Annotated in this window: 10 protein-coding genes and 2 pseudogenes; 4 read left to right on the top strand and 8 right to left on the bottom strand. The window is 60.0% G+C overall.

Annotated features, from left to right (window positions below; genetic code table 11):
* Positions 1 to 111: 111 nt before the first annotated feature.
* The 3 genes from preA to hydA all read right to left on the bottom strand — a co-directional run bounded on the left by preA (position 112) and on the right by hydA (position 4351).
* Positions 112 to 1386, bottom strand: a complete 1275-nt coding sequence (gene preA / locus QMX98_RS14730) for an NAD-dependent dihydropyrimidine dehydrogenase subunit PreA (RefSeq protein ID WP_010455094.1) — start codon at positions 1384 to 1386, stop codon at positions 112 to 114.
* The gene (locus QMX98_RS14735; RefSeq protein WP_282410965.1) at positions 1387 to 2754 is read right to left on the bottom strand and encodes an NAD(P)-dependent oxidoreductase; all 1368 of its coding nucleotides are present in this window, start codon (positions 2752 to 2754) and stop codon (positions 1387 to 1389) included.
* A gap of 157 nt (positions 2755 to 2911) precedes the next feature.
* Positions 2912 to 4351, bottom strand: a complete 1440-nt coding sequence (hydA, locus tag QMX98_RS14740) for a dihydropyrimidinase (RefSeq protein WP_010455090.1) — start codon at positions 4349 to 4351, stop codon at positions 2912 to 2914.
* A 554-nt stretch (positions 4352 to 4905) separates the two neighbouring features.
* On the opposite strand from hydA, the gene QMX98_RS14745 reads away from it, so the two are divergent.
* Positions 4906 to 6390 carry an NCS1 family nucleobase:cation symporter-1 gene (locus QMX98_RS14745; protein ID WP_282410966.1) on the top strand — a complete coding sequence of 495 codons (1485 nt, stop codon included), beginning with the start codon at positions 4906 to 4908 and terminating at the stop codon, positions 6388 to 6390.
* 130 nt (positions 6391 to 6520) lie between these two features.
* Complete coding sequence (locus QMX98_RS14750) at positions 6521 to 7804, top strand: Zn-dependent hydrolase (protein ID WP_083376525.1); 1284 nt, start codon at positions 6521 to 6523, stop codon at positions 7802 to 7804.
* A gap of 152 nt (positions 7805 to 7956) precedes the next feature.
* Here QMX98_RS14750 and QMX98_RS14755 read toward each other — a convergent pair whose 3' ends face one another.
* The 4 genes and pseudogenes from QMX98_RS14755 to QMX98_RS14770 form a co-directional block, all read right to left on the bottom strand.
* A complete protein-coding gene (locus tag QMX98_RS14755) occupies positions 7957 to 8181 on the bottom strand; it encodes a hypothetical protein (RefSeq protein ID WP_010455083.1) in 225 nt (74 codons plus the stop codon).
* 261 nt (positions 8182 to 8442) lie between these two features.
* The gene (locus QMX98_RS14760; RefSeq protein WP_077749279.1) at positions 8443 to 8868 is read right to left on the bottom strand and encodes a hypothetical protein; all 426 of its coding nucleotides are present in this window, start codon (positions 8866 to 8868) and stop codon (positions 8443 to 8445) included.
* Positions 8869 to 9086: 218 nt separating this feature from the next.
* A pseudogene (locus QMX98_RS14765) lies at positions 9087 to 9452 on the bottom strand (HAMP domain-containing protein); the annotation flags it as partial.
* A gap of 4 nt (positions 9453 to 9456) precedes the next feature.
* Positions 9457 to 10197 (bottom strand): response regulator, encoded by a 741-nt coding sequence (locus QMX98_RS14770; RefSeq protein WP_077749277.1) that lies wholly within the window; start codon positions 10195 to 10197, stop codon positions 9457 to 9459.
* Positions 10198 to 10424: 227 nt separating this feature from the next.
* Here QMX98_RS14770 and QMX98_RS14775 point away from each other — a divergent pair.
* Positions 10425 to 10577 (top strand): annotated as a pseudogene (locus QMX98_RS14775) (DUF2790 domain-containing protein); the annotation flags it as partial.
* Positions 10578 to 10754: 177 nt separating this feature from the next.
* Here QMX98_RS14775 and ppnN read toward each other — a convergent pair.
* Positions 10755 to 12128, bottom strand: coding sequence for a nucleotide 5'-monophosphate nucleosidase PpnN (ppnN, locus tag QMX98_RS14780; protein WP_010455076.1), 1374 nt, complete (start codon positions 12126 to 12128; stop codon positions 10755 to 10757).
* Between the two features lie 226 nt (positions 12129 to 12354).
* On the opposite strand from ppnN, the gene QMX98_RS14785 reads away from it, so the two are divergent.
* Positions 12355 to 12882: a DUF3087 domain-containing protein gene (locus QMX98_RS14785; RefSeq protein WP_282410967.1), complete on the top strand. Its 528-nt coding sequence runs from the start codon at positions 12355 to 12357 to the stop codon at positions 12880 to 12882.
* Positions 12883 to 12974 lie beyond the last annotated feature (92 nt).

Genomic DNA, 12974 nt, shown 5'->3' on the forward strand with positions numbered 1-12974 from the left:
AGCCTCGCTCCTGCAGGGCCAGCGTCGATTATTTAATCGTGGATCGACACAAACCTGTAGGAGCGAGGCTTGCCCGCGAAGACGCAGGCGAAGGCTCAGGCGACGCAGATCTCAAACGGCAACATGGTAGGGATTTCGTGGGTCATGATTCCAATCCAGAAACGGCTTGCCGTTCTCCATCGGCACCATCTCGATGCAATCCTCCACCGGGCAGGTGATCTGGCACAGGTTGCAGCCGACGCACTCATCATCAATCACTTCATACTTATGCGTTCCGTCCGCTTGCTTCAAACTGGCCACCGCCTGGTGCGAGGTATCTTCGCAAGCAATGTGGCAGCGTCCGCAGCCAATGCACGCGTCCTGATCAATCTTCGCAATCACTTGATAGTTGATGTCCAGGTACTTCCAGTCCGTGGTATTGCCCACTGCGCGACCGGAAAACTCCGGGATGCTGGCGTAACCCTGACTGTCCATCCAGCGTGACAGACCGTCCTTCATCTCCTCGACAATCCGGAAGCCATGCAGCATCGCCGCGGTGCACACCTGGACCGAGCCGCTGCCCAGGGCGATGAATTCCGCGGCATCACGCCAGCTGCCAATGCCGCCAATGCCGGAGATCGGCAAACCCTGAGTCTGCGGATCACGAGCGATTTCGGCGACCATGTTCAGCGCAATCGGCTTCACTGCCGAACCGCAATAACCACCGTGGGTGCTTTGGCTGCCCACGGCGGGATTGGCGACCATGCGCTCCAGATTGACGCTGGTGATCGAGTTGATGGTGTTGATCAGCGACACCGCATCGGCCCCGCCGCGATGGGCCGCACGGGCGGCGACGCGGATGTCGGTGATGTTCGGCGTGAGCTTGACGATCACCGGCAGCGAGCAATAGGTCTTGCACCAACGGGTGACCTGCTCGACGTACTCCGGCACCTGGCCGACCGCCGCGCCCATGCCGCGTTCCGGCATGCCGTGGGGACAACCGAAGTTCAATTCGATGCCGTCGGCGCCGGTGGCTTCCACCAGCGGCAGGATGAACTTCCACGACTCTTCGACGCAGGGCACCATCAGCGACACGATCAGCGCGCGGTCCGGCCAGTCCTTTTTGACCTGGGTGATTTCCCGCAGGTTGATCTCCAGCGAGCGGTCGGTGATCAGCTCGATATTGTTGAAGCCCACCACTTCACGGTTGGCACCGAAGAGCGCGGAGTAACGCGACGACACGTTCACCGCTGCCGGGTCTTCACCCAGGGTTTTCCAGACCACGCCGCCCCAGCCAGCCTCGAAGGCACGAACCACGTTGTAGGCCTTGTCGGTCGGCGGCGCGGAGGCCAGCCAGAACGGATTCGGCGATTTGATGCCGGCGAAGACAATCGAAAGATCGGCCATTTACGCAGCCTCCACGTTGAGCATCAGTTGAGCATTGATGGCCTCGGCCGCCCGTTTGCCATGCTGCACGGCTTGCACGGTGAGGTCCTGATCGAGGCTGGTGCAGTCGCCACCGGCATACACGCAGGGAATGCTGGTACGCAGCTGTTCATCGACCTGGATTCGATCACCCTGGCGTTTGAGTTCGCGTGCCAGCGGATCGGCGAGGGCGCTGGCATCGAAGGCCTGGCCGATGGCTTTGAAGATCGCGTCGGCGGCCAGCTCGAAGGTTTCGCCGGTGGTTTGCAGACGACCGTCCACCAGGTGCGTGCGGGCGAAGCGCATGCCGCGCACGTTGCCTTGGTCATCGAGCAGCACTTCTTCGGGTTGCGCCCACGTCAATAGGCGCACCTGATTGGCCTTGGCAATGTCCTGCTCGTGACCGGTGGCGCCCATTTCCTCGACACCACGGCGGTACACCAGATTCACGTCGTGAGCGCCGAGGCGGGCCATTTGCACGGCCATGTCGATGGCCGTATTACCGGCGCCGAGGACGATGCAATGATCGGCCAGCGGCAATTGGCTCAGGTCATCGGCCTGACGCAGTTCGCGGATGTAATCGGTGGCAGCGAGCAGGCCGGGGGCGTCTTCGTGAGGCAAACCGAGTTGCTTGCTGGCGGCCAGGCCGAGGCCAAGGAACACCGCGTCGAATTGCTGATGCAGTTCGCTGAGGGTCAGGTTTTCGCCGAGTTTCTGGCCGTGACGGATTTCGATGCCACCAATCTGCAGCAGGAACTCAAGCTCTTTCTGCGCATAGTCATCCACCAGTTTGTACTTGGCGATCCCGTATTCGTTGAGGCCGCCAGCCTTTTCCCGTGCTTCGAAAATCACCACGTCGTGGCCATGCATCGCACTGCGGTGAGCGCAGGACAACCCGGCCGGGCCGGCACCGACCACAGCGATGCGTTTGCCGGTGGTGGCGGCGCGCTGGAAGGGGTGTTCGCTGAAGTGCGCGTTGTCGACGGCGTAACGTTGCAACAGGCCGATCAATACCGGTGCGCACTCGTGGTCGTTGTTGCGCACGCAGGCTTGCTGGCAGAGGATTTCCGTCGGGCACACCCGTGCGCAGCTGCCGCCGAGGATGTTCGCGGAGAGGATTTTCTGCGCGGCGCCCTGGACGTTGTCCTGATGGATATTGCGGATGAATGACGGGATATCGATCTCGCTCGGGCAGGCATTCACGCACGGCGCGTCGTAGCAATACAGGCAGCGCGAAGCTTCCAGATGCGCCTGACGGTCGTTGAGTGGCGGTGCCAGGTCGGTGAAGTGGCCGGCGAGGGCGGCCGCATTCTCATAGGGATGCGGGAGGTGGTTCAGGGACTTGATCACGGTGTTGGCCTCACGGTTATTGAGGTACTGCCTCTGATGGGCATTGGTTTTGTGTTGTCGCGGCCGGCCTCTTCGCGGGCTAGCCTCGCTCCTGTTTTTTGGATTGCGTGCCACTGTAGGAGCGAGGCTTGCCCGCGAAGGCCGAAGGCCTCGATTTTCAGCGTTTCACGGCAGTCGGCTTATTCTGCTCAGCCCGCTTGCTCAGCAAGTCAAACACCGCCGGATACGCCGGCCGTTCGACATACCGCCCGGCACCACGCTCAGCGCGCAGATCACCATCGGCCCACACCACCCGGCCCTGGCTCACGGTATGGCTCGGCACACCGCGCACGGTCTTGCCTTCGAAGATGTTGAAGTCGACCTGCTGGTGGTGAGTCTTCGCCGAAATGGTCCGCGTGCCCTCCGGATCCCACAGCACCAGGTCCGCATCAGCGCCCACGCGGATCGCACCTTTACGCGGGTAGAGGTTGAAGATCTTCGCGGTGTTGGTGGAGGTCAGCGCCACGAAGTGCTGCATCGACAAACGGCCGGTGTTGACCCCCTCATCCCAGAGCACAGCCATGCGGTCTTCGATACCGGCAGTGCCATTGGGGATTTTGCTGAAGTCATCTCGCCCGGCGGCTTTTTGTTCGGCACAGAAGCAGCAGTGGTCCGTGGCGGTGGTGTGCAGGTTGCCTGATTGCAAACCGTGCCAAAGCGCTTCCTGGTGGCCGCGAGGACGGAAGGGCGGGCTCATCACGTAACCGGCGGCGGTCTGCCAGTCCGGGTGTTGGTAGACGCTGTCGTCCAGCAGCAGATGCCCGGCCAACACTTCGCCGTAGACCTGCTGGCCCTTGCTGCGGGCGTAGGTGATTTCGTCCAGCGCTTCCTTGGTCGAGACATGCACCAGGTACAGCGGCGTGCCCAGGGTTTCAGCAATGCGGATTGCCCTGCTCGCGGCTTCGCCTTCCACTTGAGAAGGTCGCGACAGTGGATGCGCTTCGGGACCGGTGATGCCCTGGGCCATCAACTTGCGTTGCAGGTGATAGACCAGCTCACCGTTTTCCGCATGCACGGTCGGAACCGCGCCCAACTCCAGGCAGCGCTCGAAACTCGCTACCAGGGTGTCGTCGGCGGCCATGATCGCGTTCTTGTACGCCATGAAATGCTTGAAGCTGTTGACCCCATGCTGGCTGACCAGCTCCGCCATTTCCTCGCGCACCTGTTCGCTCCACCAGGTAATGGCGACATGGAAACCGTAATCCGACGCCGACTTCTCGGCCCAGCCGCGCCACTGATGAAACGCCTCCATCAAGGATTGCTGTGGGTTGGGAATCACGAAGTCGATAATCGACGTGGTGCCACCGGCAAGGCCTGCCGCAGTGCCACTGAAAAAGTCTTCACTGGCCACGGTGCCCATGAAGGGCAGTTGCATGTGCGTGTGCGGGTCGATGCCGCCGGGCATCAGGTATTGGCCGCTGCCGTCGAGCACTTCGGCGCCGGCCGGAACATCAAGATTGTCGCCGATGGCTTTTATCACGCCGTCGGCGCAATAGACGTCGGCGCGATAACTTTCATCATGGGTAATAACGGTGGCGCCACGGATCAACAGAGACATTCCGAGTTCCTCGCAGGCAATGACCGACTTATGTCGGTTCTAAATGTTTTATATGAAGCCGGCGCAAACAGGTGTATTCCTGTCAGCGCTGTCAGGAATAGAAACTAGTCTGAGTTTATGGAATGAGCAAGAATATTTTTTATAAGCTTATTGCTGTTTTAACATATTGATAAATAACGATTAAATTGTGAAATCACCAAAATGGTGTGGTCCTGAACCATTTTGACGCACTTGACAGGTTCTCAAAATGAACGAGATTTCTTATGTGAAATCAGCTGCTTGAGGATGGTCTATGGTTGATGCGCAACTTTGAAAAAAAAGACCCATGCACCAGATTGAGCCCTGACGGTTCGGACAACTTGCCCGGCATTCGGCCTGAGTGAACAGGCAAGTAACCGAGGGACTATTTGAACGGTATATAAAAACTGATAAACATCAGTTGGTTGCGAAGTTTTTGTGGAACTGCCCGATGCGCAAACGGGGTGCCCGGCACGCTTATTGATGCCAACAGCCCCTGATGAGCAAAAAATAATTCAAAGAACAGTGGAGCGGCCATGCAACAGATCAGATCGCAAGTGACCGAGCGCGACGGCTTGTTTGAGCTCGAAGCCGGCAGCGACGTCCTCGACAGTCCCCGTTACAACCACGACATGGCACCGACCAAGGTGCGTGAACGAACCTGGAACAAATGGCACATTACCGCCCTGTGGGTTGGCATGGCGATTTGCGTGCCGACCTACACCCTCGGCGGCGTACTCACTGCTTACTTCGGTCTGAGTGTCGGCGAAGCACTGCTGGCGATTCTGTTCGCCAATATCATCGTATTGATCCCGCTGACCCTGAACGCCTTCCCCGGTACCAAGTACGGCATTCCGTTTCCGGTGCTGCTGCGTTCGTCCTTCGGCATCCTCGGCTCCAACGTTCCTTGCCTGATTCGGGCGCTGGTGGCGTGCGGCTGGTTCGGCATTCAGACCATGTTTGGCGGACTAGCCATTCACCTGTTTCTCGGCTCGGTGTTCGACGGCTGGAAAGCCCTGGGCGGCACCGGCGAGGTGATTGGCTTCATGGTGTTCTGGGCCTTGAACCTGTGGGTGGTGATTCGCGGTGCGGACTCGATCAAATGGCTGGAAACCCTTTCGGCGCCGCTGTTGGTGCTGGTGGGCGCAGGCCTGCTGGTGTGGGCCATGCCGAACGTGTCGATGACCGAACTGATGGCGATCCCGCCCAAGCGCCCGGAAGGGGCCAGCGTGGTCAGTTACTTTGCCGCCGGGCTGACCGCGATGGTCGGGTTCTGGGCCACGTTGTCCCTAAACATTCCGGACTTCAGTCGTTATGCGAAAAGCCAGAAGGACCAGATCATCGGGCAAATCATCGGACTGCCCCTGACCATGTTCCTGTTCGCCTCGCTGGGCGTGGTAATGACGGCGGCCTCGGTCAAACTGGTGGGCGTCAGCGTCTCCGATCCGGTCACCCTGATCGGTCACATTCAGAGCCCGGTCTGGGTCGCGGTGGCCATGGCGCTGATCATCATTGCCACGTTGTCCACCAACACGGCGGCCAACATCGTGTCGCCGACCAACGATTTCCAGAACGTTGCGCCCAAGTTCATCAACCGCACGAAGGCGGTGATCCTCACTGGCCTGGTCGGCCTGGCGCTGATGGCCCATGAGCTGTTGAAGAAGCTTGGATTGATCGTTTCGGATCTGAGCCTGGAGACGGTTTACTCCAACTGGTTGCTGGGTTATTCGAGCCTGTTGGGGCCGATCGCCGGGATCATGGTGGTGGACTATTTCCTGATCAAGAAACAGCAACTGGACTTGGCCGGTCTGTATCGCGATGACGTGTACCCGGCGTGGAACTGGTTCGGGTTTATCGCGTTTGGCGTGCCGGTGGCGTTGACGCTGCTGTCCCTGGGCAGCGATGCGTTCAGCTGGTTCTACAGTTATGGCTGGTTTACCGGCTCGGCGCTGGGGGGGCTGATTTATTACGGGTTGTGCTCGATGCGGCCTAGCGCGTCAATCGCGAAATCTGCGGCGTGAGCACTGGCCTCTTCGCGGGCAAGCCTCGCTCCTACAGGTTCGCGTATTCCTTGCAGGAGCGAAGCTTGCTCGCGAAGACGGCCTCAAAAACACCAAAAAATATTCATAAGAACTGCCTGAGGAGATCACCATGAACGCTGCTGTAGACGTTCTGCAGTCCACCCATCAGCACATCAACCGCGACCGCTTGTGGCAGTCGCTCATGGACCTGGCCAAACTCGGCGCCACGGTCAAGGGTGGCGTCTGTCGCCTCGCCCTGACCGACCTCGACCGCCAGGCCCGGGACATTTTCGTCAACTGGTGTGAAGACGCCGGTTGCACCGTCAGCGTCGACGCCGTCGGCAACATCTTCGCCCGCCGCCCCGGCCGCAACCCGAACCTGCCCCCGGTGATGACCGGCAGCCACATCGACACCCAACCCACGGGCGGCAAGTTCGATGGCTGCTTCGGTGTGCTGGCCGGCGTCGAGGTGCTGCGCACCCTCAACGACCTCGGCGTGGAAACCGAAGCGCCGCTGGAAGTGGTGGTCTGGACCAACGAAGAGGGCTCGCGCTTTGCCCCATGCATGATGGGCTCCGGCGTGTTCGCGGAAAAATTCACCCTCGAAGAAACCCTGGCCAAGGTCGATGCCGATGGCGTCACCGTTGGCGAAGCGTTGAATGCCATTGGTTACGCCGGCCCACGCACGGTCAGCGGCCATGCCGTCGGTGCCTATTTCGAGGCGCACATCGAGCAAGGCCCGATCCTCGAAGACGAACACAAAACCATCGGCATCGTCATGGGCGCCCTCGGCCAGAAATGGTTCGACCTGAAACTGCGCGGCGTCGAAGCCCACGCCGGCCCGACGCCGATGCACCTGCGCAAGGACGCCTTGGTCGGCGCTGCCGTGATTGTCGGCGCAGTGAACCGCGCCGCTCTCGGCCATCAACCTCATGCCTGCGGCACCGTCGGATGCCTGCAAGCCTATCCCGGCTCACGCAATGTCATCCCCGGCGAAGTGCGCATGACCCTGGATTTCCGTCATCTGGAACCGGCGCGCCTGGACTCGATGATCGCCGAAGTCCGTGAAGTCATCGAAACCACCTGCGAGGAGCACGGCCTGACCTTCGAACTCACGCCCACCGCCGACTTCCCGCCGCTCTACTTCGACAAGGGTTGCGTCGAAGCGGTACGCGGGGCTGCGCAAGGTCTGGGGCTGTCGCACATGGACATCGTCAGCGGAGCAGGGCACGACGCGATCTTCCTTGCTGAACTCGGCCCGGCCGGGATGATCTTCGTGCCGTGCGAAGGCGGCATCAGCCACAACGAAATCGAAAATGCCGCGCCGGATGATCTGGCGGCAGGGTGTGCGGTGTTGTTGCGGGCGATGCTGGCCGCGTCGGCGGCGATTGCCAGCGGCCAGCTGGCGGCCTGAAGCGCGAACACGATCGTAGACTTTGGCAGCGCCTGCGCCGCTGGAGCCTACGATCTACAGTGATTCGGTTACACGCCTGCCCGGATACGAGAAACCCCGGGTAGATCGGATCTACCCGGGGTTTCCTGTTTCAAACGGCCCAAAGCCGTTAATCAATAGCGCTGATACTTCGAACCAAACTCAGGGCGGTTTTCCGCGACGTAGAGTTTGCTGGCCTGACTGTCTTTGTGATCAACGCCGACAGTGTTCACGTTCAATGTTGCCGGTTGGCTGACTTTGGCTGCCGCAACGACTTGCGAGGTGGCATGTGGGGCGGCGATGGCGGATGTAGCGCCAAGAACCGACAGGGCGAAACCAAGACCAATGATGCTTTTCATGATGTTGCTCCAGTAGAGTGGGGAGAAGATGTGGCCACTGTAGTGCCGGAGCGTCGCGATGAGAAAACACCCTTGCGCATAGTTGATATCGAGCGCGTTGATCCACTGTCAGCGGGGGGGTGCTGGGCCAACGCTGCCTGAGTCGTTCGAGACGTCCGTCGCGTCTCATTTCATCCAGCGCCTGTTACCAGCGCGCCACCACCACGCCGCCCGGGGCCGGCTCGCTTCCACATTTGATCTCTGGCGGTTTGCAGAGTTTGATCAGTAACGCTGATATTTGGAGCCGAACTCAGGGCGATTCTCCGCGACGACAACCCCCCCTTGTACGGCATTCTTCGGGCTGATCGACGCGACACGTTCGCGCAGTTCTTGCAGGCGATCCGCGCCACCTTCAGCCACACGCTCACGAAGCTCTTGCAGGCGATCAGCGCCGCCTTCGGCAACGCGGTTCTCGATCAGGCGATCGGAGCCACCTTCAGCAACACGGTTGTTTTGCAGGTTTTCAGAGCCATATTCAGCGACGCGATTCTGTTGCAACCGGTCCGAGCCACCTTCCACCAACAGTTGCTGGATCTGGCTATGGGACGCAGCGCTGACGGTATTGGCCGACGCCAGGTTCGACAGGCCGAGGCCGCCAACCAATGCCAGACCGAGTACCAGGGACGAGACTTTCGAGAAGTTGAACATGGGTGATTCTCCGTGCGCTTGAATGTGTGTGGGTCGGTAGCTGCTGCTATCCGGTGAACACAGTTAAACGCCCGGGTGTATCGGTGATGTGTGCTTGAACGCGCTGAAATCGGCTTATACGTATCTGTTCGGGGTTCTTATACAGACGGATACAAAACCCTTGCCCCAGAGTTGCTACAAGGGTTGTGCCGCGAGGGTGAGCTCGGCGCACAGGCCGCCGCCTGCATGGCGTTGAACGCCTTGGCGGCATGTGCGACTTCGGTCGGGCCTTTTTCGTCCAGATGCACCGCGTGGGTGTTCGGATCCAGGGTGTCCACTGCCTGGGCGAGGCGGGCGAGGCGGGTGAGGAGGCGGATGGCGACCCTGACCGCCAGCCAGGTGCAGATCAATAAAAGGGTCAGTTGCACCAGCAGCACCATCGGCAGCCACGAGGACAACGGCATCACCGATGGCCGGACGTCGATGGTCAGCGGGCTGCCGTCGGCGAGTTTCAGGTGTGCCTGGAAATGCTGTTGCGCACCTTGGATGCGAGTAAACGCCAAGGCATCTTGCGCACCGACAGCGTCCGTGGCCAATGCAGGTAGCGTTTCATGATTCGGCGCCGAGCAATTCCACGGGATAGGAGAACACGTAGCCTTCGCTGCGCACGGTTTTGATGTAGGTCGACTCCCGGGAGTCATCCATCAGCCGTTGGCGCAGGCGGCTCACCAGCAAGTCGATGGAGCGGTCGAACAGGTCGGCGTCGCGGCCCTGGGTGAGGTTGAGCAACTGGTCGCGACTGAGCACGCGCTGCGGGTGATCGAGGAATACCCGGAGCAAGCGGTACTCGGCGCCACTGAGTGCAACCATCGTGTCGTCTTCGTCCAGCAAGTGGCGGGCGGTGGTGTCCAGGCGCCAGCGGCCGAAGCCCAGCAACCGGCCGCTTTCGGTGATGAGCAGGTTGGGCGGCAGCATCCGGGTGCGGCGCAGTACGGCGTTGATCCGCGCGAGCAGTTCGCGGGCGGAGAACGGTTTGGTCAGGTAATCGTCCGCGCCCATTTCCAGGCCGAGGATGCGGTCGGTTTCGTCGTTGCGGGCGGTGAGCATCAGGATCGGCGTGGCCTTGTGTTTGCCTGAGCGCAGTTCGCGGCACAGCAGCAGGCCGTCATCGCCGGGCATCATGATGTCGAGCACAATCAGGTCCACGGTGTTGGTTTCAAGAAAGCTGCGCATCTGCCGGCCATCGGCAACCACGGTGGTGCGCAGGCCGTTCTTTTTCAGGTAATTACCGACCAGTTCACGGATCTCGCGATCGTCATCGACGATCAGGATGTGGTTCACGTGTTCCATTGCTCAAACCTCTTGTTATTCGCACGTCGCGCATTCTAGGGAGCCACGCCGCACCTGCCTGCCGGCCTTTGTATCTCACTGTATCTGGAGATGACTTTGATACAGGGGCATACAAGTCGGTTTTTTTCAGGGGCGGGTGTATTGAACTGTATCGGTTGCCCTGTGTGACACCTTACGCCTTAATAGTCCCGGTTTTACGACACATGGCAGATACCTCCGGCCGTTTAAATCGGGATATCAAGAAGGTGATTTCCACTGTAGAAGACGGCGGGGCAAATTGCGGGATTGTGAATGCGCGGATGACGTATCTGGATTCGAGCGGTACGCAGAAGGTATTGGATTACAGCAATTTTGCGGCGTGTGGCAATCAGGGCGGCTGATCTCAGCGGCCTTCGGGCCAAACAGATTTCCCGGATTTGCCCGTTCAACCTGTAGGAGCGAGTCTGCTCGCGATAGCGGTCGTACAGGCAACAGCACAGTTGGATGTACCGGCCTCATCGCGAGCAGCCTCGCTTCCACAAGGCCGACTCGCGATGTTACAGCTCACATAAGTTTTGTTATGCAACCACCTGATAACACGGAACATAAGCCGCGCCACCCGGCAGTTTCATCCGGTGCTGCGCAACGAAGGCCTTGAGCAATTGATCAAGCGGATGCATGACCGCCGCATCGCCACGGATCTGGTAAGGGCCGTGTTCTTCGATCAGGCGGATGCCCTTGTCCTTGACGTTGCCGGCGACAATGCCGGAGAACGCGCGGCGCAGGTTGGCCGCCAGTTCGTGGGGTGGCAGGTCGCGGCTGAGTTTGAGGTTGGCCATGTTTTCGTGGGTCGGGTCGAACGGGCGCTGGAAGCCCTCGTCGATTTTCAGCAGCCAGTTGAAATGGAACGCGTCATTGCGCTCGCGGCGGAACTGTTTGACCGCTTTGAGGCCTTGGGTCATCTGGCGCGCGACTTCGGCCGGGTCGTCGATGATGATTTCGTAGTGTTGTTTCGCGGCGTCACCCAGCGTTGCGCCGACAAACGCGTCGAGCTGTTCCAGATACGGCGCCGCATGTTTCGGCCCGGTGAGCACCACGGGGAAGGGCAGGCCTGCGTTGTCCGGGTGCATGAGGATGCCGAGCAGGTACAGGAACTCTTCGGCTGTGCCGGCGCCGCCCGGGAAAATGATGATGCCGTGGCCCACGCGCACGAAGGCTTCCAGGCGTTTCTCGATGTCCGGCAGGATCACCAGTTCGTTGACGATCGGGTTCGGCGCTTCGGCGGCGATGATGCCGGGCTCGGTCAAACCGAGGTAGCGGCCACCGTGGATGCGTTGCTTGGCGTGGGCGATGGTCGCGCCTTTCATCGGGCCTTTCATCACGCCGGGACCGCAACCGGTGCAGATGTCGAGGCTGCGCAGGCCCAGTTCATGGCCGACTTTCTTGGTGTATTTGTATTCTTCGGTGTTGATCGAGTGGCCACCCCAGCACACCACGATCTTCGGCTCGACACCGGGGCGCAGGGTGCGGGCGTTGCGCAGCAGGTGGAAGACGTAGTCGCTGATGCCCTGGGAGGTGCTCAGGTCGATGCGCTGGGCGTCGAGCTCGTTTTCGGTGTAGACGATGTCACGCAGGGCGCTGAACAGCATTTCCCGGGTGCTGGCGATCATTTCGCCGTCGACGAAGGCGTCAGCCGGGGCATTCAGCAGTTCCAGGCGGACGCCGCGGTCCTGCTGGTGGATGCGGATTTCGAAATCTTTGTAGGCTTCAAGGATGGTCTTAGCGTTATCAACATGGGCGCCGGTATTGAGGATGGCCAGGGCGCACTGGCGGAATAAGGTGTAGGTGCTGCCGGATCCGGCTTCGCTCAGTTGCTGTACTTCACGTTGAGAAAGGGTTTCCAGGCTGCCTTTAGGGCTGACGGAGGCGTTGATTACTTGTCGTTGGGTCATTCAATGATCCTTAAAACGATGCCGTTCAAACAGGCAAATGGCATCCGAATAGTGTGTATCCAAGAAAGAAGATGGCACGAACTGCGCTGTATCGCCATGTTCCCCGTTTGACGATGAAAAGATGAAGAGGCGCCCAGCATAGCTAAATCCTGCACAGGGGCGATAATGCCCCGCAGTCTTTTCGCTCACCGAGCCTTTTACCATTGATGCAAGGAACCCCGTCACGATGTTCGAAATCCAGCCGATGAACGCCGAACTCTTTCGAAAGCAGACGCGGCGCAGCACGGTCATTATTGCGCTGATATTTCTGGCGCTGGCGATGGTGCTGTCCACTGCGGCGGTGGCGTTGTTTGGCGAGCCGGGGGGCGACAATCTGCGATTTAACGTCGGCGGCGTGTTTGTCGCGGTGCTGCTGATGGTGGCGCTGATGCGCGGCATGTTCTGGTCTCAGGCCTGGATGGCGCCGGCGGTGTACGGCTGGCAGCTCAAGCGCAGTCTGATGAGCATCACCAATGTGATGCATCAGGTGACAGCGGCGGTGGAGGCGGGTGATCCGACGGCCATGAAACTGCTGCGTTTCTACCATCTGGGCTTGAGCCAGATGCACGAACTGGACGGCAACTCCAGCGACCATGGGCAATTGAGCCGGGAAGTGGAGCAACACAAGGCGCGGATGGAAGCGCTGGGCCTCGATACCGAACAGACACAACTGAACCCGGCCTGGCTTGAAGCAGTGAAGCAGCCACCGAAGTAAATCCCGTGGGGTCGCATCCTCACCCCACACAAACCCGTCACAACGCGAGCAAATCGCCTATCTTGTTTCTGGTGGGGCATAGCGGTCCGAGT

The sequence above is a fragment of the Pseudomonas sp. PS02303 genome (genome assembly GCF_029959925.1).
Lineage (GTDB): Bacteria > Pseudomonadota > Gammaproteobacteria > Pseudomonadales > Pseudomonadaceae > Aquipseudomonas > Aquipseudomonas mandelii.